Source organism: Variovorax soli (assembly GCF_031454625.1).
Lineage (GTDB): Bacteria > Pseudomonadota > Gammaproteobacteria > Burkholderiales > Burkholderiaceae_C > Variovorax > Variovorax soli_A.
Window position 1 is genome coordinate 47,365 of the sequence record NZ_JAVDRF010000013.1, and the last position, 16,913, is coordinate 64,277.

23 protein-coding genes and 1 tRNA gene are annotated in these 16,913 nt (G+C 66.6%); 17 read left to right on the top strand and 7 right to left on the bottom strand.

Annotated elements, in window-relative coordinates; genetic code table 11:
• Nucleotides 1-19: 19 nt before the first annotated feature.
• The 7 genes from J2739_RS23595 to nagZ all read left to right on the top strand — a co-directional run bounded on the left by J2739_RS23595 (nucleotide 20) and on the right by nagZ (nucleotide 5,125).
• Nucleotides 20-376 carry a DUF4845 domain-containing protein gene (locus J2739_RS23595; protein WP_309906220.1) on the top strand — a complete coding sequence of 119 codons (357 nt, stop codon included), beginning with the start codon at nucleotides 20-22 and terminating at the stop codon, nucleotides 374-376.
• A 90-nt stretch (nucleotides 377-466) separates the two neighbouring features.
• A complete protein-coding gene (rnc, locus tag J2739_RS23600; protein ID WP_309906222.1) occupies nucleotides 467-1,171 on the top strand; it encodes a ribonuclease III in 705 nt (234 codons plus the stop codon).
• Nucleotides 1,168-2,133 carry a GTPase Era gene (era, locus tag J2739_RS23605; protein ID WP_309906224.1) on the top strand — a complete coding sequence of 322 codons (966 nt, stop codon included), beginning with the start codon at nucleotides 1,168-1,170 and terminating at the stop codon, nucleotides 2,131-2,133. The genes rnc and era overlap by 4 nt, the downstream gene beginning before the upstream one ends.
• 16 nt (nucleotides 2,134-2,149) lie before the next feature.
• On the top strand, nucleotides 2,150-2,920 hold the full coding sequence (recO, locus tag J2739_RS23610) for a DNA repair protein RecO (RefSeq protein ID WP_309906226.1): 771 nt from the start codon (nucleotides 2,150-2,152) through the stop codon (nucleotides 2,918-2,920).
• Entirely contained in the window at nucleotides 2,917-3,660 is a 744-nt protein-coding gene (locus J2739_RS23615) for a pyridoxine 5'-phosphate synthase (RefSeq protein WP_309906228.1), read from the top strand. Before recO ends, J2739_RS23615 begins: the two co-directional genes overlap by 4 nt.
• Entirely contained in the window at nucleotides 3,657-4,052 is a 396-nt protein-coding gene (gene acpS / locus J2739_RS23620) for a holo-ACP synthase (protein WP_309906230.1), read from the top strand. The genes J2739_RS23615 and acpS overlap by 4 nt, the downstream gene beginning before the upstream one ends.
• On the top strand, nucleotides 4,049-5,125 hold the full coding sequence (gene nagZ, locus J2739_RS23625; RefSeq protein ID WP_309906232.1) for a beta-N-acetylhexosaminidase: 1,077 nt from the start codon (nucleotides 4,049-4,051) through the stop codon (nucleotides 5,123-5,125). The genes acpS and nagZ overlap by 4 nt, the downstream gene beginning before the upstream one ends.
• 7 nt (nucleotides 5,126-5,132) lie before the next feature.
• Here the strand turns inward: nagZ and J2739_RS23630 are convergent, their stop codons facing one another.
• Together J2739_RS23630 and J2739_RS23635 are read right to left on the bottom strand one after the other, a co-directional pair.
• Entirely contained in the window at nucleotides 5,133-5,642 is a 510-nt protein-coding gene (locus tag J2739_RS23630; RefSeq protein WP_309906235.1) for a YgjP-like metallopeptidase domain-containing protein, read from the bottom strand.
• A 78-nt stretch (nucleotides 5,643-5,720) separates the two neighbouring features.
• Entirely contained in the window at nucleotides 5,721-6,551 is an 831-nt protein-coding gene (locus J2739_RS23635) for an ABC transporter substrate-binding protein (RefSeq protein WP_309906236.1), read from the bottom strand.
• 86 nt (nucleotides 6,552-6,637) lie between these two features.
• Here J2739_RS23635 and J2739_RS23640 point away from each other — a divergent pair, with 86 nt between their 5' ends.
• Nucleotides 6,638-7,057, top strand: coding sequence for a group II truncated hemoglobin (locus J2739_RS23640; protein WP_309906238.1), 420 nt, complete (start codon nucleotides 6,638-6,640; stop codon nucleotides 7,055-7,057).
• 78 nt (nucleotides 7,058-7,135) lie between these two features.
• Here the strand turns inward: J2739_RS23640 and J2739_RS23645 are convergent, their stop codons facing one another.
• Both J2739_RS23645 and radC read right to left on the bottom strand, forming a co-directional pair.
• The gene (locus J2739_RS23645; protein WP_309906240.1) at nucleotides 7,136-7,798 is read right to left on the bottom strand and encodes a Smr/MutS family protein; all 663 of its coding nucleotides are present in this window, start codon (nucleotides 7,796-7,798) and stop codon (nucleotides 7,136-7,138) included.
• A gap of 29 nt (nucleotides 7,799-7,827) precedes the next feature.
• Nucleotides 7,828-8,505: a RadC family protein gene (gene radC / locus J2739_RS23650; RefSeq protein ID WP_309906241.1), complete on the bottom strand. Its 678-nt coding sequence runs from the start codon at nucleotides 8,503-8,505 to the stop codon at nucleotides 7,828-7,830.
• Between the two features lie 65 nt (nucleotides 8,506-8,570).
• On the opposite strand from radC, the gene J2739_RS23655 reads away from it, so the two are divergent.
• The 3 genes from J2739_RS23655 to J2739_RS23665 are packed head-to-tail and all read left to right on the top strand — an operon-like array spanning nucleotide 8,571 to nucleotide 10,958.
• Nucleotides 8,571-9,029 carry an FKBP-type peptidyl-prolyl cis-trans isomerase gene (locus tag J2739_RS23655; protein WP_309906244.1) on the top strand — a complete coding sequence of 153 codons (459 nt, stop codon included), beginning with the start codon at nucleotides 8,571-8,573 and terminating at the stop codon, nucleotides 9,027-9,029.
• A 1-nt stretch (nucleotide 9,030) separates the two neighbouring features.
• Entirely contained in the window at nucleotides 9,031-9,996 is a 966-nt protein-coding gene (ispH, locus tag J2739_RS23660; protein ID WP_309906246.1) for a 4-hydroxy-3-methylbut-2-enyl diphosphate reductase, read from the top strand.
• Nucleotides 9,997-10,010: 14 nt separating this feature from the next.
• Nucleotides 10,011-10,958 (top strand): threonine/serine dehydratase, encoded by a 948-nt coding sequence (locus J2739_RS23665; RefSeq protein ID WP_309906471.1) that lies wholly within the window; start codon nucleotides 10,011-10,013, stop codon nucleotides 10,956-10,958.
• Between the two features lie 15 nt (nucleotides 10,959-10,973).
• On the opposite strand, the gene J2739_RS23670 is transcribed toward J2739_RS23665, so the two are convergent.
• The gene (locus tag J2739_RS23670; protein WP_309906248.1) at nucleotides 10,974-11,384 is read right to left on the bottom strand and encodes a VOC family protein; all 411 of its coding nucleotides are present in this window, start codon (nucleotides 11,382-11,384) and stop codon (nucleotides 10,974-10,976) included.
• 63 nt (nucleotides 11,385-11,447) lie between these two features.
• Between J2739_RS23670 and serS the strand changes: the two genes are divergently transcribed.
• A complete protein-coding gene (serS, locus tag J2739_RS23675; protein WP_309906251.1) occupies nucleotides 11,448-12,779 on the top strand; it encodes a serine--tRNA ligase in 1,332 nt (443 codons plus the stop codon).
• Between the two features lie 52 nt (nucleotides 12,780-12,831).
• Nucleotides 12,832-12,922: transfer RNA gene (locus J2739_RS23680), tRNA-Ser, on the top strand.
• Nucleotides 12,923-13,261: 339 nt separating this feature from the next.
• Here the strand turns inward: J2739_RS23680 and J2739_RS23685 are convergent.
• Nucleotides 13,262-13,423, bottom strand: coding sequence for a hypothetical protein (locus J2739_RS23685; RefSeq protein ID WP_309906253.1), 162 nt, complete (start codon nucleotides 13,421-13,423; stop codon nucleotides 13,262-13,264).
• A 142-nt stretch (nucleotides 13,424-13,565) separates the two neighbouring features.
• Here J2739_RS23685 and J2739_RS23690 point away from each other — a divergent pair, with 142 nt between their 5' ends.
• The 4 genes from J2739_RS23690 to J2739_RS23705 all read left to right on the top strand — a co-directional run bounded on the left by J2739_RS23690 (nucleotide 13,566) and on the right by J2739_RS23705 (nucleotide 15,767).
• Nucleotides 13,566-13,766, top strand: a complete 201-nt coding sequence (locus J2739_RS23690) for a hypothetical protein (RefSeq protein WP_309906254.1) — start codon at nucleotides 13,566-13,568, stop codon at nucleotides 13,764-13,766.
• A gap of 134 nt (nucleotides 13,767-13,900) precedes the next feature.
• Entirely contained in the window at nucleotides 13,901-14,260 is a 360-nt protein-coding gene (locus tag J2739_RS23695; protein ID WP_309906256.1) for a hypothetical protein, read from the top strand.
• Nucleotides 14,261-14,667: 407 nt separating this feature from the next.
• Entirely contained in the window at nucleotides 14,668-15,111 is a 444-nt protein-coding gene (locus tag J2739_RS23700) for a CBS domain-containing protein (protein ID WP_309906258.1), read from the top strand.
• Nucleotides 15,112-15,134: 23 nt separating this feature from the next.
• A complete protein-coding gene (locus J2739_RS23705) occupies nucleotides 15,135-15,767 on the top strand; it encodes a class I SAM-dependent methyltransferase (protein ID WP_309906260.1) in 633 nt (210 codons plus the stop codon).
• 111 nt (nucleotides 15,768-15,878) lie between these two features.
• Here the strand turns inward: J2739_RS23705 and J2739_RS23710 are convergent, their stop codons facing one another.
• Complete coding sequence (locus tag J2739_RS23710) at nucleotides 15,879-16,895, bottom strand: class I fructose-bisphosphate aldolase (RefSeq protein WP_309906262.1); 1,017 nt, start codon at nucleotides 16,893-16,895, stop codon at nucleotides 15,879-15,881.
• Between the last annotated feature and the right edge of the window lie 18 nt (nucleotides 16,896-16,913).

The following is a 16,913-nucleotide window of genomic DNA, read 5'->3' on the forward strand; positions in this document are numbered from 1 at the left end:
TTTTGGAGGAAATGAGGGCATGAGAGCTAGTCAATCCAAGGGGCGCCAGCGCGGCATCTCCTTTATCGGGCTGCTGTTCGTCGCCATCGTGCTGGCCTGTGTCGGCGTGGTGGTGGCTCAGGTCATTCCGACCTTGATCGAGTACCAGGCGATCACCAAGGCGGCGAACAAGGCCAAGGAGGGTACGACGGTTCCCGAGGTGCGGGCGATCTTCGATCGCGCACAGGCCATCGACGACTTCCAGTCCGTCGCCGGCAAGGACCTCGACGTCAAGAAGGTCGGCGACAAGGTCGTGGTGTCCTTCGCCTACCAGCGCGAGATCCATCTGTTCGGGCCGGCCTATCTGACGCTGAAGTACGAAGGCCAATCGCGCTGAAATGGCAAGCTACCGGATCGCAGTCGAGCCCTTGCCTCGCCCTATCGGGGGGGCGCGCCTGCCCCGGGTCGGCGCCGCAGCGGGCCGGCTGTGACGGGCGGTGACCTTGGTGCGCTGCAGGCGCGCATCCAGCATTCCTTTTCCGACCCGCGGCTGCTGCAGCGTGCGCTCACGCACCGCAGCTTTTCGGCCGACCACAATGAGCGGCTCGAGTTCCTGGGCGATTCGGTGCTCAACCTCGCGGTCGCCCACCTGCTCTATGAGCGGCTGTCGCAACTGCCGGAAGGGGATCTTTCCCGCGTGCGGGCCAACCTGGTCAAGCAAGACACCCTTCATCAGCTGGCGGTCAAGCTGGCGCTGTCCCCGCTGTTGCGGCTTGGCGAAGGGGAGGCGCGCTCCGGCGGACCGAATCGCCCCTCGATCCTCGCCGATGCCCTGGAGGCGCTGATCGGCGCCGTTTACCTCGACGCCGGCTATGGCCCGGCGCAGGCGCTGGTGCGGCGGCTCTACGAGTCGGTGGCCATCACGCCGCGCATGGACGCGGCGGCCAAGGACCCCAAGACTGAATTGCAGGAATGGCTGCAGGGCCACAAAATGAAGCTGCCGGTCTACCGCGTGATCGGCACGCTGGGCGCGGCGCACAAGCAGACTTTCGACGTCGAATGCGAGGTGCCCGACCTGAGCTTGCGCGAACGCGGCATCGGCGGGTCGCGCCGCGCTGGCGAGCAGGCTGCGGCGGCTGCCATGTTGATCCGGCTCAAGGCGCGCGGCGGCGCTGCAAAGGCATCCCAATGAACCCTTCCATCGAATCCGGCCCGCTCCCTCCCGCAGAGGGCGCACAGCCGGATGCCTCCTCCGGTCAACGCTGCGGGCTGGTGGCCATCGTCGGCAAGCCCAACGTGGGCAAGTCGACGCTGCTCAACGCACTGGTCGGCCAGAAGATCAGCATCACCTCGCGCAAGGCGCAGACCACGCGGCACCGGATCACCGGCATGCGCACGCGGGGAGCGACGCAGTTCGTCTTCGTCGACACGCCAGGCTTCCAGACGCTGCATGCCAACGCGCTCAACCGCTCGCTCAACAAGACCGTGGTGGGTGCAGTCTCCGATGTCGACCTCATCCTGTTCGTGGTCGAGGCCGGCAGCTTCACCGGGGCCGATGAGCGCGTTCTGAAGCTGCTAGGCACCGGCATCCCGACCGTGCTGATCGCCAACAAGCTCGACAACGTGGCTCGCCGCAGCGAACTGGCGCCCTGGCTGCAGGAAATGCAGGGCCGGCACGCCTTCGCCGAATTCGTGCCGATGTCGGCCAAGAACCCCAAGGACATCGAGCGCCTGTTCGGGATCTGCGAAAAGTACCTGCCGGAACAGGCATGGTGGTATTCCGAGGACGAGCTCACCGACCGCAGCGAGCAGTTCCTCGCCAGCGAGCTGGTGCGAGAAAAGCTGTTCCGCCTGACTGGTGACGAGCTGCCCTACACATCGACCGTGGTGATCGACAAGTTCGAGGAAGAGCCGCCCGCCAAAAAGGGCCAGAAGCGCCTGCTGCGCATCGCCGCCACCATCGTCGTCGAGCGCGACAGCCACAAGGCGATGGTGATCGGCGACAAGGGCGAGCGCATCAAGCGTATCGGTACGGAGACACGCCAGGAGCTCGAAAAGCTCGCCGACGCCAAGGTCTTCATCGAACTGTGGGTCAAGGTGCGTTCCGGCTGGGCCGACGACGAGGCGCGGGTGCGTTCCTTCGGCTATGAATGAGTACGCCTGAGGGCGAATGGCAACCCACCGTATTTCGCATGAACCGGCTTATGTGCTGCACCGCTACGACTGGAGCGAGTCGAGCCTGATCCTGGAGGTGTTCACCCGCCACCATGGCCGCATTGCCCTGGTCGCCAAGGGGGCCAAGCGCCCCAGCTCCAACTTCCGGCCGGTGCTGCTGCCGCTCCAGCCGCTGCAAGTGAGCTACGGCGGCGATGCCGAGATCCGCACGCTCAAGGGGGCCGAGTGGATGGGTGGCCATGTGATGCCGACCGGCGAGGCGCTGCTGTCGGGCTACTACCTCAACGAGCTGCTCCTTCGCTTGCTGGCGCGCGAGGACGCGCACGAGGCGTTGTTCGACGGCTATGCCGTGGTGGTACAGGTGTTGGCAGGCGACCACGGCGGGGCGCAGGGCGCCACCCACGCTGCCGCGCTGCGCGCTTTCGAACTCCTGCTTCTGCGCGAAGTCGGGCTGCTGCCGACGCTCGATGTCGATACGCTCACGCTGGCGCCGCTGGAGCCGCAAGCGCGCTACGTGCTCGTGCCCGAGGCCGGCTTGCGTCGGGCCGCCGAGGAGGAGTCCGCGCTCGCGGGTGCCGAATGGGAGGCGTTGCAGCGCACCCTGGAGGAGCGCGCGCCGCTGGCCGCCACGCTGCGCCAGGTGGCGACGATGACTGCCGGCGCCAGCAGCGCGCTGCGCAACCAGCTGCGCGCATTGCTCCACTACCATTGCGGGGTGAGCACGCTGCGCACGCGCCAGATGATGAAAGACTTGCAAGCCCTATGAGCACTTCACTGTCGATCAACCTCAACAAGGTCGCGCTGGTGCGCAATACGCGCTCGCTCGGGATCCCCAGCGTGCTCTTCGCCGCCGCGCTGTGCCTGGATGCCGGCGCGCATGGCATCACGGTGCATCCCCGGCCCGACCAGCGGCACATCCGCCCGCAGGACGTGCAGGACCTGTCGGAGCTCCTGCGCAAGGACTGGCCCCAGGCCGAGTTCAACATCGAGGGCAATCCCTTCCACAACCTGATGGACTTCGTGCGCGAGCTGCGCCCGCACCAGGCGACCTTCGTCCCCGACGACGTGGCCCAGTCGACCAGCGACCACGGCTGGACCTTTCCCGACGATGCCGATCGCCTGCGGCCGCTGATCGCCGAGGCCAAGACGCTCGGCGTGCGTGTGAGCCTGTTCATGGACCCGGAGCCGGACATGATGGCCGCCGCCAAGGCCGTCGGCGCGGACCGCATCGAGCTCTACACCGAGGGCTACGCCGCCTCGCGCGGCACCTCCAAGGCCGACGCGGTGCTGGAGCTCTATGCGGAAGCGGCCCGTGCGGCGCAGGCGGCCGGCCTGGAAGTCAACGCCGGCCATGACCTCAGCCGCGACAACCTCACGGACTTTCTGCGCGCCGCGCGCGGCGTGCGCGAGGTCTCGATCGGCCATGCCTTCGTCTCCGATGCCCTGGAGCTCGGCTACGCCGCGGCCACGCGCGACTACCTGCGCTGTATTCGAGAGGCCGCGTGATCTACGGCATCGGCACCGACATTTGCGACATCCGCCGCATCGCCGCGACTTTCGAGCGCCAAGGTGAGCGCTTCGCGCAGCGAGTGCTGTGCGACGCCGAACTCGAGGTCTGGCGAGCACGCAGCGCTCGCTGGCCGAAGCGCGGCTTGCGCTACCTCGCGACGCGCTTTTCCGCGAAGGAGGCCTTCAGCAAAGCCATCGGCAAGGGCATGCGCATGCCGATGAGCTGGCGGCTTTGCGAAATTGCGAACCAGCGCAGCGGCAAGCCCGTGCTCGTGCTTCACGGCGCGCTCAAGGACTGGTTCGAGGCCGAAGGCCTGGTCGCGCACGTCACGGTGACCGATGAAACCGACTACGCGGCGAGCTTCGTCGTGATCGAACGCAAGCCATGACAGACCGCAATCCTGACCACGCCCCCTTGATCATCGACGTCGCCGGCACCGCGTTGAACGCGGCCGATCGCCGCCGCCTTGCCGATCCGCTGGTGGGAGGCGTGATCCATTTCGCGCGCAACTGGCGAGACCGCGCCCAGATGAGCGCGCTCAACGCCGAGATCAAGGCGCTGCGGCCCGACCTCCTGATCTGTGTCGACCACGAGGGAGGGCGGGTGCAGCGCTTCCGCACCGACGGCTTCACCCGGCTGCCCTCCATGCGCACGCTGGGCGAGCTCTGGATGCGTGACGCCATGCGTGCTACCCAGGCGGCCGCGGCTTGCGGACACGTGCTCGCCGCGGAGTTGCGCGCCTGCGGTGTGGACTTCAGCTTCACGCCGGTGCTCGATCTCGACCATGGCGAAAGCAGTGTGATCGGCGACCGCAGCTTCCATCGCGATCCGCGCGTCGTTGCCATGCTCGCGCGCAGCCTGGCGCACGGCCTGCTGCAGGTGGGCATGTCGAACTGCGGCAAGCATTTTCCCGGGCATGGATTCGTGCGCGCCGATTCGCACGTGGCCATTCCCGTGGACCGCCGCAGCCGGAAGGCCATCCTGGCGGACGATGCAAGGCCTTACGACTGGCTGGGCGGCACGTTGGCGGCCGTGATGCCCGCGCATGTGATCTATCCGAAGGTCGATGCCCGTCCCGCCGGCTTTTCCTCGAAGTGGCTTCAGCACATCCTGCGCGGTCAACTGGGGTTCGAAGGCGCGGTGTTCAGCGACGACCTCAGCATGGAAGCCGCGCGCAGCATCCAGGGCCAGCTGCTGAGCTATACCGATGCCGCGCTCGCCGCCCTCGACGCGGGGTGCGACCTCGCGCTGCTGTGCAACCAGAGCCTGGGCGACGGCAAGGTGCTCGACGAAGTCCTCGAGGGCTTCGCGGCGGCGCGCCGCGACGGCCGCTGGAAGCCGGAGGCCATCCGCGAAGCGCGTCGGCGCTGCCTCCTGCCGCGGGGCGATGCGCTCGGCTGGGACGATCTCATGCGCTCGCCGGCCTACCGGCAGGCAGCTGCGACGCTGTCCAGCATTTGACGCCTGCTCAGGCTGCCGCCGCCCACAGGGCGGGACCGCCGCTCTCCAGGTACGTCAGGTAGAGGCGCAGGTCGAACTCGAACTGGTGATAGTCCGGCTCCATATAGGTACAGAGCTGGTAGAAGGCCTTGTCGTGTTCGCGTTCCTTCGTGTGCGCCAGTTCGTGCACCACGATCATCCGCAGCCATTGGATCGGCACGTCCTTGAACAGGCTGGCCACCCGGATCTCGCGCTTCGCCTTGAGCTTGCTGCCCTGCACGCGCGAGATCGTCGTGTGGGTGCCGAGCGCATTGCGTATCACGTGCAGCTTGTTGTCGAAGGCGACCTTGGCCAGCGGCTCGGCATTGCGCAGGAACTCGTTCTTCAGTCCGCTCACGTAGTCGTAGAGCGCGCGGTCCGTCCGGATGCCGTGCACGCTTTCGTAACGCTTCAGCAGCCACTCGCCGAGCCGCCCTTGCGTCATGAGCTGTTCGACCTGCGCGCGCAGCGCCGTCGGATAAGCGGCCAGGTATTTCATGCGTGTTGCGCGGTTCTCGCGTCGGCGGCATAGCGCGAGCCGGCCGCTGCGCCGCCGAACACGATGTTCATGCCTTCTTCAGCCGTCGATCTTGTCGGTCTCGATCTTGAAGCTGCGCGTCTCGAAGCCGGACTTGGTCTTCGGGCCGTACCACTTGAAGAAGATCTTCTCGGCCTCGCCCGATGTCTCGAGTTCGCGCAGCGTGTCGTCCACCACCTTCTTGAGCCGGGTCTCGCCTTTCCTGATGCCGATCGCCAGCGCCTCGGTGCTCAGGTTCTGCTTGAGTACGACGTACTGCGCCCTCTGCGGGCCCAGCTTGGCGTAGCTGTTGAGCAGCGCGGCTTCGTCGTCGACATAACCCACGCCCTTGCCCTGCTGCAGCGCCTGGAAGGCCTGCTGGCTGGTATCGAAGGTCACGACTTCGGCGCCGGGAACGGCCTTCTTGATGTTGGGCTCCTGCGTGCCGCCGCGGATGGTCAGCACCTTCTTGCCCGCGAGCTGCGGCACCTCGGTGATGCCGCTGTCCTTCTTGACGATGGCCTTCTGGCCGGTCACGAAGGTCGTGAGCGAGAAGTCGATCTGCGACTCGCGCTCCTTGTTGTGCGTGAGGCCCGCCGCGATCAGATCCACGTGGCCCTGCTGCAACTCGGGAATGCGCGCCGCCACGGCGATCTGCTTGAGCACCGGCTTGACGCCGATCTTCTTGCCGATGGCGTTCACCAGGTCGACTTCGTAGCCGATGATCTCGCGCGTCTTCGGGTCGATGAAAGTGGCGGGCTCGTCGGTGCCGAGCACGCCGACGACCAGCTGGCCCTTCTTCTTGATGTCGTCCAGCTGATCGGCATGGACGATGGTGCCGGCGAGCAGGGCGGCCGCTGCGAAGGCGGCGGCAGCGAAACGGAAGCGCATCGTGTTCTCCTGGGGAAAGGGGTCCGCACCTTAACAACAAAAGCCTGCGCCGTGAAATAGCTCTTTCACATATGCATACTGCCGCCATGCAAATCCACGAAAAGCCGCCCTTCGACACGCCCTTCGAATGGATCGGCGGCGAAGAGAAGGTCCATGCGCTGGTCGAGCGCTTCTATGACCTGATGGAGCTGGAGCCGGCCTACGCGCAACTGCGCGCGGTGCACGGTCCCTCGCTGGAGAACGCGCGGCAGCGGCTGTTCTGGTTCCTGTGCGGCTGGCTGGGCGGGCCGCAGCACTACACCGATCGCTTCGGGCATCCGATGCTGCGTGCGCGTCACCTGCCGCAGAGCATCGGGGGCCATACCATCGGCATCCGGGAGCGCGACCAATGGCTCGCGTGCATGGATCAGGCGATGGGCGAGACACAGGTGCCCGAAGGATTGCGCGCTCGCCTGCGCGACTCCTTCTTCCAGACCGCGGACTGGATGCGCAACCGAGGCGGGTAAGTCGGCCCGGGCCCGCGCATCTCTGCGTGTACTCGCAATGCTGCAGGCCATGAACCGGCCTGCGGCGCCGCCTTCACTTCAGCGCCGGATCGGCGTCAGCAGCACCACCAGCGCCCCGGCCCCGCCTTCGGCCGGCTTGGCCTGCACGAACGCCAGCGTCTCGCTCTTCTGGATCAGCCAGCGCTGCACCTTGGCCTTGAGCACCGGCTGGCGCCCGGGAGAGCCCAGGCCTTTGCCGTGCACCACGCGCACGCAGCGCACCCCCTGCTTGCCTGCCTCGCGGATGAACTCGCCCAGGGCTTCCCGCGCCTCGTCGCTGCGCATGCCGTGAAGGTCGATCTCGCGCTGGATGCTCCATTCGCCGGCGCGCAGCTTGCGCGTGACGTCGTTGTGGATGCCGGGGCGGCGAAAGCTCATGGCGTCGTCGGCGTCGAGCAAGGTGGTGACGTCGAATTCGTCGGACAGCGACTCGCGCAGCACGCGCTCTTCGTCGAGCTGCTTCTGCACGGGCAGGGGCGCCGGCGGCTCGGGCGCCAGTGCAACGGCGGGGCGGCGCCGCAGCGGCTGCGTGGCGCCTATGGCGCGCGAGAACAGGTCCTGCTCGGCGGCGCGCTTCTTCTCGGCCGCGGCGTGCAAAGCCGCCTCGGCGGCTTTGCGCTCGCGCTGCTCGGACAGGGTCTTCTGCACGCCTTTGAGATCGGCGAGGCTCTTGAGCGCTGGAGGCTTGCTTCTCGGCATCATCGGAAGGATAAGTCCTTCGCGCCGGGACCTCAGATGAGGCCGCGCTCGGCCATCGACAGCGATTGGCCGGGGGCGACGATCACGTGGTCCAGCACGCGCACGTCGATCAGCGCCAGCGCGGCCCGAAGCGTTTGCGTCAGGGACTCGTCGGCGCGCGAGGGCTCGACGCATCCGCTCGGATGGTTGTGCGCCAGGATCACCGCCGCGGCATGGTGGTGCAGGGCGCGTGACACGACTTCGCGTGGGTAGACGCTGGTCTGCGTCAGGGTGCCGCGGAAAAGTTCTTCCAGGGCGATCAGGCGGTGCTGGGCATCGAGAAAAAGCGCGGCGAAGACTTCGTGCGGCCGTGAAGCCAGTTGCAATTGGACGTAGTGCTTGACCGCTTCGGGCGATTCGAACAGCGCGCGCTCCCTGAGGCGCTGGGCCACCGCGCGTCGAGCGAGTTCGAGAACGGCAGCCAGATTGCTGCGCTTGGCGCTACCGCCCAGGCCCTTGATGCGCTTCAGGTCTTCCAGTCCGGCATGCAGCAGGCCGTTGAGGCCGCCGAAGCCTTCCAGCAGCTCGTGCGCGAGCTGCAGCACGTTCTTGCCGGGAAGGCCCGTGCGCAGCAACAGCGCCAGGAGCTCGGCATCGGCGAGCGCGCCGGGCCCCTGCGCCATGAGCTTTTCGCGCGGTCGCGCCTGCAGAGGAAGATCGTTGAAAGACATGGCCGTCATGGGCGTTTGGCCCGCTCCCTAAAATACAGGCCCCGAGTCTATAGCCATCCCCGACCGTGTCCTCCACCCCATCAGCCACTGTCGTGGCACCCGGCTCCTTCCTCACGCTGCACTATCGCCTGGCGGGACCGGAGGGCGACATCATCAACACTTTCGGCGACAAGCCGGCCACGCTCTCGCTGGGGACCGGCGAGCTGTCGCCCGCGGTCGAGCAACGTCTGATCGGACTGGCCGAAGGCACCCACGTCACTTTCGAGCTGCCGGCCGGCGAGGCCTTCGGCGATCGCAACCCCGAGATGCAGCAGTGGGTGGCACGCAAGCTGCTCGCCCAGATGGGCGACCCCGACGAGCAGTACGCGGTCGGCGACGTCGTGCAGTTCCCCACACCCGACGGCAGCGGCAGCTACGCCGGCGCAGTGGTCGAGGCCAGCGAGACTGCGGTGCGCTTCGACTTCAACCATCCGCTGGCAGGCCAGCCGGTCAGCTTCGAAGTGCAGCTGATCGGAGTGCTGTGAGATGAGCACGGTCCAGGAAGTCATCCTTGCCGAGCCGCGCGGCTTTTGCGCCGGCGTCGATCGTGCGATCGAGATCGTCGAGCGCGCCATCGCCAAATTCGGAGCGCCCATCTACGTGCGCCACGAGATCGTGCACAACACCTACGTCGTCAACGAGCTCAAGGCCAAGGGCGCGGTCTTCATCGAGGACCTGGCTGAGGTGCCGCCCGGGGCCACGCTGGTGTTCAGCGCCCACGGCGTGAGCAAGGCCGTGCAGGCCGAGGCGCGGGCGCGCGGCTTCGAAATCTTCGACGCAACCTGCCCGCTGGTAACCAAGGTTCATGTCGAGGTCGCCAAGCTCGCGAAAGAGGGCTACGAATTCATCATGATCGGACATAAAGGACACCCCGAGGTGGAGGGCACGATGGGCCAGCTGTCCGGCGGCATTCACCTCGTCGAGGACGTGGCCGACGTGGCGCGCGTGCAGCCTGCACAGACCGAAAAGCTCGCGGTCGTCACGCAGACCACGCTCTCGGTGGATGACGCGGCTGAAATCTCGGCTGCGGTGCGCGCGCGCTTTCCGAAGGTGCGCGAGCCCAAGCAGCAGGACATCTGCTATGCGACCCAGAACCGCCAGGACGCCGTCAAGCTGCTCAGCCCGCAAGTGGACCTGGTGATCGTGGTCGGCAGCCCGACCAGTTCCAACAGCAACCGCTTGCGCGAGTTGGCGCAGCGCCTGGGCACGGAAAGCTACATGGTCGACTCTGCCGCCGAATTGAAGCCCGAATGGTTCGAGGGCAAGGCACGCGTGGGTCTCACGGCCGGCGCTTCCGCCCCGGAGGTGCTGGTGCGCGAGGTGATCGATCGCATCAAGGCGCTGGGCGCTGTGTCGGTGCGCAAGATGGACGGCATCGAGGAGACGCTGAAGTTTCCGTTGCCCAAGGGCCTGAAGCTCGACCATATGCCCGCCCCGGGCCATATCTCGTGACGAGCGCCGCAGCCATCGACTGGCGCCGCGACATCGATGCAGCCGCCCGGCGCATGCGCGAACGCGCCCCGCATTTCCTTCGCAAGACGCCGCTGTGGAAACTGCCGGGCCGCGCGCTGGGCATCGAGGTGCCGGGCGTCGAGCTCTGGCTCAAGCTCGAACATCTGCAGGTCGGCGGCAGCTTCAAGGCGCGCGGCATGATGAACCGGCTGCTTGCCAACGAGATTCCCGCCAGTGGCGCGATCGTGGCCTCGGGCGGCAATGCCGGCATCGCGACCGCCGCGGCGGCGCAGGCGCTGGGCGTGCATTGCGAGGTGTTCCTCCCCACCGTCTCGCCCGAAGCCAAGCGCGCGAAGCTGCGCGCGCTCGGAGCCTCGCTGGTGGTGGGTGGCGAGGTGTATGCCGATGCGCTGGCGGCCTGCCTGGAGCGGCAGCGCGAGAGCGGCGCCTTGCTCACCCATGCTTACGATCAGGCCGAGGTGGTCGCAGGCGCCGGCACGCTGGGCCGCGAGATCGAGGAAGAAGCCGGTTCGCCCGACGCGGTACTGGTCAGCGTGGGCGGCGGCGGGTTGATCGGAGGCCTGGCGGCCTGGTTCGAGCGGCGCAGTCGCGTGGTGGCGCTGGAGCCCGAACGCGCGCCCACGCTTTTTCGCGCACGCGCGGCTGGCAGGCCGGTCGACGTGGAGGTGGGCGGCGTCGCCGCCGATTCGCTCGGGGCGCGGCGCATCGGTGCCTTCGCCTGGGACATCACGCAACGCCAGGTGCGCGACGCCTTGCTGCTGCCGGACGAGGCGATCCGCGCTGCGCAGCAATGGTTGTGGAAGGAACTCAAGCTGGCCGTCGAGCCGGCCGCGGCCCTGCCGCTGGCCGCGCTGCACGCGGGTGCCTATGCACCGCGCGAAGGCGAGAGGATCTGCCTGATCGTCTGCGGCGCGAACGTGGACCCGGCAAGCCTGGCCTGAAGAGGCTGCGAACGATCAGGTCTGCGGCTGGTCGACGTTGACCATCCAGGGCACGCCGAACTTGTCTTCGAGCATGCCAAAGCCCGGGGACCAGAAGGTGGCTGCGTACGGCATCGTGATCTTGCCGCCCTCGGACAGCGTCTTGAACAACTGCTCGCCTTCTTTCACGTCCTTGGCCTGAACCGAGAGCGAAAAGCCCCTGTACCCGTCGAAGGGCATGCCAGGCGGGATATCGGAGGCCATGATCTGCTTGCCGCGCGCTTCGAGCGTGGCATGCATGATCTTGTTCTTGTGCGTGTCCGGCGTCTCCTTGGCCATTGGGCTTTCGCCGAAGGTCATGCTGAAGAGGATCTTGCCACCCAGGCTCTTGGCATAGAAGGCGAGCGCTTCGGCGGCGTTTCCGTTGAAAGACAGATAGGCTTCCATCGAATCTCCTTGGGTTGGTTGTAGAGGGGAAAACGATCCTACGCCCCCGCCTAAAATCCCCGAATGCTCGATATCACTCTGTTACGCAAGGACCTCGCATCGGTCGTTGCCCGCCTCGAAGCCCGAAAGAAGAACCAGACCTTTCTCGATGTTGCCAGCTTCAGCGCACTCGAGGCCGAGCGCAAGACCTTGCAGACTCGCACCGAGGAGCTGCAGGCCCGCCGCAACCAGCTGAACAAACAGATTGGCCCGTTGAAGGCCAAGGGCGAATCGGTGGACGCGCTCATGGCCGAGGTCAATGCGCTCAAGGCAGAGCAGGAGTCTTCCGTCACGCGGCTCGAGGCGATACAGCCCGAGCTGCAGGCGCTGCTGCTCGCGGTGCCGAACCTGCCGCACGCGAGCGTACCCCTGGGAGACAGCGAAAGCGCGAATCTCGAAGTCCGGCGCTGGAGCCCGAAGGGCGGCAACGGCGCCGATGCGCCGGCACTTGGCTTCGAGGCGCGCGACCACGTCGACCTGGGGACGCCGCTGGGGCTGGACTTCGAGACCGGCGTCAAGCTCGCGGGCTCGCGCTTCACCGTGATGAAAGGGCCGATCGCGCGGCTGCATCGGGCGCTGTCGCAGTTCATGCTCGACATCCAGACCCAGCAGCACGGCTACACCGAGTGCTACGTGCCCTACGTGGTCAATGCCGACACGCTGCGCGGCACCGGCCAGTTGCCGAAGTTCGAGGGCGACCTGTTCGCGGCCAAGAAGGGCGGGCAGGACGGTGAGCCCGCGCCCGACCATTCGGCCCTCTACCTCATCCCAACCAGCGAGGTGCCGCTCACGAACTTTGTACGCGACGAGGTCCTGCCCGAGGCGCAACTGCCGATCCGCCTGACCGCGCATACGCCGTGCTTCCGCTCGGAGGCGGGCAGCGCCGGCCGCGACACGCGCGGCATGATCCGCCAGCACCAGTTCGACAAGGTCGAGATGGTGCAGATCACGCATCCGGAGAAGAGCTACGAGGCTTTGGAGGCCATGACGACCCATGCCGAGGCGGTGCTCCAGGCGCTGGATCTGCCTTACCGCGTGGTGCTGCTGTGCACCGGCGACATGGGCTTCGGCGCCGCCAAGACCTACGATCTCGAGGTCTGGCTGCCGGCGCAGAACACCTACCGCGAGATCAGCTCGGTGTCCAACTGCGAGGCCTTCCAGGCGCGGCGCCTGCAGGCCCGCTTCAAGAACGCGCAGGGCAAGAACGAGTTGGTGCACACCCTCAACGGCTCTGGCCTGGCGGTCGGACGCACGCTGGTTGCGGTGCTGGAGAACCACCAGCAGTCCGACGGCTCGATCGTCGTGCCGGCGGCGCTGCGGCCCTACATGGGCGGCCTCGAAATCCTGCGGCCCTGAGGAGTCGCTGAAGCCTCTGCTAGAATCGCGGGCTCGACAAACACCAGACTCCGGAGAGGTGGCAGAGTGGTCGAATGTACCTGACTCGAAATCAGGCGTACGGTATCCCCGTACCGTGGGTTCGAATCCCACCCTCTCCGCCAGGGCGCCTTCAACGGCTTCCGAATCAATGCAAAAAGCCCAAGAGAACCGACACTCTTGGGCTTTTTTTGTTGGCCGAGGCGTACCCAGGCCGTTGCGACGCCCTATTGAGCGTCAGGCGGTTTCCGATCGCTCGCGATCCTTTGCAGATCGTCGCCCGCCGCAGGATTTTCTTGCAGGGGCGGATTCGGGTTGGATTGCCGTTCAGTGGTCGCCGCCCGCCGGAGACGATCGATCCATTCAGTGCGGCTCGGCCGCGGCCGACGCGCGCTGGAAAGAGTGCCTGGGTCGGGCTTCGAAGACAAGTCAATGCTCCGTTTGCGACGTACGGAATGCGCGGCTTATCGCCCGACGGACGCGACGACGATGAAGGCCAGCACCAGGAAGACGACGCCGACGAAGCCCGCCTCGATCAGCAGATCCGACCAAGGCGCGCTCGTAACCGCTGGGCTGACCGGTTCGAAGCTCATCGAAGGGGCTTGATCGCCGTGCGTCACATTCATGATTGGAGTTCCTCATCTCGGTCATCGAAGGGTGCGCCCACTATAAGACAAGAGTACTCAAGATGGGAAATGTTCACATTTTTGTCCCATTGCTCACTTTCACGGTCTACCAAAGTACTACTTAAAGAGCCAAGATCGGCCCATGAAAGATGAACATGACACGAACACGGGCTGGTGGACCGACAGGCCCGATCGGGAGCCGCGGGCTTCCTCCTTCTCTCCGATCTCCGGTCCTTTCCGTCGGCGGAAAGCGGAGCGCGTCTGGACCAAAGCGGCCCTGATCGTGGCGCTCATGGCCGGGCTCGGATGGTCGCTGCTGAACCTCGCTCGCGCGCTGACCTGAAAATCAGGCCGACGCGGCGCGCCCTCGTGACGTGACGTTTGGCAACGCTCTTCATGAAGCGGACGTCCGCCTGCGCTTCGGCCCCGACGTTAGAGTCTGAAAGGATGGCCTTCGCCCTCCGCCAGGAGTTTTTCTTGAACCTTCGTCGCTCTGTTTTCCTGAAGTGGACCGCTGTCACTCTCGCAGCCACCGGCGCCCTCTTTGCTGCCGCCTCGGCCAATGCCGGCACGAGCTGGTCCCTGGGCATCAATGTGCCCGGCGTCGCGGTCGGCATCGCCGATCCGGGTCCGGTGTATTACCAGCCAGCACCTGTCTATTCGCAGCCCGCGCCGGTGTACTACGAGCCCGCGCCCCCTGCTTACTACCGTCCGGCGCCGGTCTACACGCCAGCGCCCGTGTACTACGGCCCGCCGGCCGCATACTACGAGCCGCCCGGCGAGCGCTGGCGCCATCATCGCCACCAAGGCCGCGACTGGGGCGACAGGGACGACTGAGGTCACAAACCCGTGGACCCGACTGGGCGCATGGGTTCTGGCGTCGATGTTAAGGCTGGCCTAAGGCTCGCAGCTCATGATGGAGGCAGACAGTCGACCGGCGCTGGTAGAGGTTGCTTCGGCATCCGCCCTGCCTGGGCGGTTCCTCGATGCCGGCGACTGTCGCTATCTTCCGTCTCCCCGCAGCACTGGCGCATGACGCCGGGCCGCCCCTCATCTGCCCCCCATTGTGTCGCCGCCCCCCATCCATCGAGACGATGGCGCCTGAGCGCCGCGCCGGCGCAATTTGACCAGCACTTCCGTCGGCTTGCGGCCAGCCTCCCAGGCGAGGTCCTAAGGGGGACTTGCCGAGCGCGCCCGGGCTGTGCTTTCATGCAGGCACAACGTCCTGTTCGGAGGCACAAGCGATGAAGACCGTGGCAGAAATCCTCAAGGAAAAAGGCGACCAGGCCGTGTACAGCATCGGGCCCGACGCCTCTGTGTTCGAGGCCGTCGCGCTGATGGCGCAGAAGAACATCGGTGCCCTGCTGGTGATGGATGGCGGCCGCATCGTCGGCATGCTGAGCGAGCGCGACTACGCGCGCAAGGTCGTGCTGATGTCCCGCTCGTCCAAGGAGACCCCGCTGCGCGAGATCATGACCTCCTCGGTCATTTACGTGCATCCCTCGCAAAGCAGTGAGGAGTGCATGGCGGTGATGACCGAGAACCGTGTGCGCCACCTGCCGGTGCTGGACGACGAGGACCGGCTGGTCGGCCTGATCTCGATCGGCGACCTGGTCAAGGGCATCATCTCGGAGCAGAAGTTCATCATCGAACAGCTGCAGCACTACATCACGGGCGAGCACGCCTGATCTTCCGGCCGTGCCGCAACACCATGGCGCTGACCGCCGAGGACCTCGAACGGATCGCCGCGTCGACGCTCGCCCACTACGACCAGCGAGCCGAGGACTTCTGGGCCGCCACGCGCGATCACGACGTGAGCCAGAACATCGCGGCGCTGCTCCAGGCCATCGAGGCGCCACCGCCCTTCGCCATCCTGGACTTCGGCTGCGGCCCCGGGCGCGACTTGCTGACCTTCAAGCGGCTCGGGCATCTGGCCATCGGGCTGGAGGGCGCGGCGCGGCTGGCAGAGATGGCGCGCACCCATAGCGGCTGCCAGGTGCTGGAACAGAATTTTCTCGCGCTGCATCTGCCGCCCGCCCGCTTCGATGGCGTGTTCGCGAATGCCGCACTGTTCCATGTCCCCACCCAGGAGTTGCCCCGCGTGCTGCGGGAGCTGCACGCGACACTGAAGCCGGGCGGCGTGCTGTTCAGCTCGAATCCGCGCGGCGAGGGCCAGGAGGGCTGGAGTGGGGCGCGTTACAGCGCCTTTCACGACCTGGAGGCTTGGCAGGGCTACGTGTCGGCCGCGGGGTTCGAGGCGCTCTCGCACTACTATCGACCGGCCGGGTTGCCGCGTGACCAGCAGCCATGGCTGGCGAGTGTGTGGCGAAAGCCGATGTGCTGAGGGCTTGGAAAGGCATGCCTGTCTTGTTCCGTCGCCACTGCACCCTGGAAAAGGCGAGGTGAACGCACCACGCCGCTCCACCGAGGCCAGTAGTCGCCGCTAATGCAGGCGCTACTCGGCAGTTTCCAGCGAAGCGTCGTACTCCCCGAGCGATGCGGCGCCGTTCAACCTGGCCCGCTTCAGCAGCGCCTGCTGCGCGCGCTGCGCCAGCGTCTTCTGCCCTTGCCACGCCTGCATCGCGGTGTCCTGCAGCGCACGTCCATAGGAGAAGCTCAAACGCCAGGGCTGCGGTCCGAGCCGGTTCAGCGCGTTCAGATTGGCCGTCGCCTCGGCCGGCGACTGGCCGCCGGAGAGGAAGTTGATGCCAGGCACCGCCGCCGGCACGGTGCGCCTCAGCACGCGCAGCGTGTGCTCGGCCACCTCCGCCGGTTCGGCCTGCATGGCGTGCGCCTTGCCGGGCACCACCATGCTCGGCTTCAACAGCATGTGCTCGAGCGCGACGCGGTGGCGATGCAGGGCGGCGAAGACTTCATGAAGAACGGCCTGCGTGACCTCGGCGCAGCGGGACTGCGTGTGACTGCCATCGATCAGCACCTCGGGCTCGACGATCGGCACCACATTCTGTGCCTGGCAGACCGCCGCATAGCGCGCGAGCGCCTCGGCATTGGCCTCGATGGCCGCCCGGCTCGGCAGCTGGTCCGCCACGTTGTAGACCGCGCGCCACTTGGCAAAGCGTGCGCCTTGCCGCTTGTAACCCTCCAGGCGTTCTGCGAGCCCGTCCAGGCCTTGCGTGATCTCATCGCCGGGCGCCAGCGCCAGCGGGCACTTGCCGGTATCGACCTTGATGCCCGGCACGATTCCCAGGCGCGAGGCCAGTTGCGGCAACGGCTCGCCATCGTCGCCGTGCTGGCCGAGCGTCTCCTCGTACAGGATGACCCCGCTGACGTACTGGCCGAGTCCCGGCGTCGCCAGCACCAGGCTGCGCCAGGCGCGCCGGTTTTCTTCGGTCGATTCGACACCGATGGCCTTGAAGCGCTTGGCGATCGTCGGTCCGCTTTCGTCGGCGGCAAGAATGCCCTTGCCCTTCTGCACCAGCGCATCCACTGTGGCCTGAAGTTCGATGGTCATGGCGTGTCCCCCGTTGGA

What these genes read in the sequence shown, in the direction of transcription:
- J2739_RS23595 (WP_309906220.1), top strand. Translation starts at nt 20, where the DNA reads ATGAGAGCTAGTCAATCCAAGGGGCGCCAGCGCGGCATCTCCTTTATC.
- era (WP_309906224.1), top strand. Translation starts at nt 1,168, where the DNA reads ATGAACCCTTCCATCGAATCCGGCCCGCTCCCTCCCGCAGAGGGCGCA.
- recO (WP_309906226.1), top strand. Translation starts at nt 2,150, where the DNA reads ATGGCAACCCACCGTATTTCGCATGAACCGGCTTATGTGCTGCACCGC.
- J2739_RS23615 (WP_309906228.1), top strand. Translation starts at nt 2,917, where the DNA reads ATGAGCACTTCACTGTCGATCAACCTCAACAAGGTCGCGCTGGTGCGC.
- nagZ (WP_309906232.1), top strand. Translation starts at nt 4,049, where the DNA reads ATGACAGACCGCAATCCTGACCACGCCCCCTTGATCATCGACGTCGCC.
- J2739_RS23630 (WP_309906235.1), bottom strand. Translation starts at nt 5,642, where the DNA reads ATGAAATACCTGGCCGCTTATCCGACGGCGCTGCGCGCGCAGGTCGAA.
- J2739_RS23635 (WP_309906236.1), bottom strand. Translation starts at nt 6,551, where the DNA reads ATGCGCTTCCGTTTCGCTGCCGCCGCCTTCGCAGCGGCCGCCCTGCTC.
- J2739_RS23640 (WP_309906238.1), top strand. Translation starts at nt 6,638, where the DNA reads ATGCAAATCCACGAAAAGCCGCCCTTCGACACGCCCTTCGAATGGATC.
- J2739_RS23645 (WP_309906240.1), bottom strand. Translation starts at nt 7,798, where the DNA reads ATGATGCCGAGAAGCAAGCCTCCAGCGCTCAAGAGCCTCGCCGATCTC.
- radC (WP_309906241.1), bottom strand. Translation starts at nt 8,505, where the DNA reads ATGTCTTTCAACGATCTTCCTCTGCAGGCGCGACCGCGCGAAAAGCTC.
- ispH (WP_309906246.1), top strand. Translation starts at nt 9,031, where the DNA reads ATGAGCACGGTCCAGGAAGTCATCCTTGCCGAGCCGCGCGGCTTTTGC.
- J2739_RS23670 (WP_309906248.1), bottom strand. Translation starts at nt 11,384, where the DNA reads ATGGAAGCCTATCTGTCTTTCAACGGAAACGCCGCCGAAGCGCTCGCC.
- serS (WP_309906251.1), top strand. Translation starts at nt 11,448, where the DNA reads ATGCTCGATATCACTCTGTTACGCAAGGACCTCGCATCGGTCGTTGCC.
- J2739_RS23685 (WP_309906253.1), bottom strand. Translation starts at nt 13,423, where the DNA reads ATGAATGTGACGCACGGCGATCAAGCCCCTTCGATGAGCTTCGAACCG.
- J2739_RS23690 (WP_309906254.1), top strand. Translation starts at nt 13,566, where the DNA reads ATGAAAGATGAACATGACACGAACACGGGCTGGTGGACCGACAGGCCC.
- J2739_RS23700 (WP_309906258.1), top strand. Translation starts at nt 14,668, where the DNA reads ATGAAGACCGTGGCAGAAATCCTCAAGGAAAAAGGCGACCAGGCCGTG.
- J2739_RS23705 (WP_309906260.1), top strand. Translation starts at nt 15,135, where the DNA reads ATGGCGCTGACCGCCGAGGACCTCGAACGGATCGCCGCGTCGACGCTC.
- J2739_RS23710 (WP_309906262.1), bottom strand. Translation starts at nt 16,895, where the DNA reads ATGACCATCGAACTTCAGGCCACAGTGGATGCGCTGGTGCAGAAGGGC.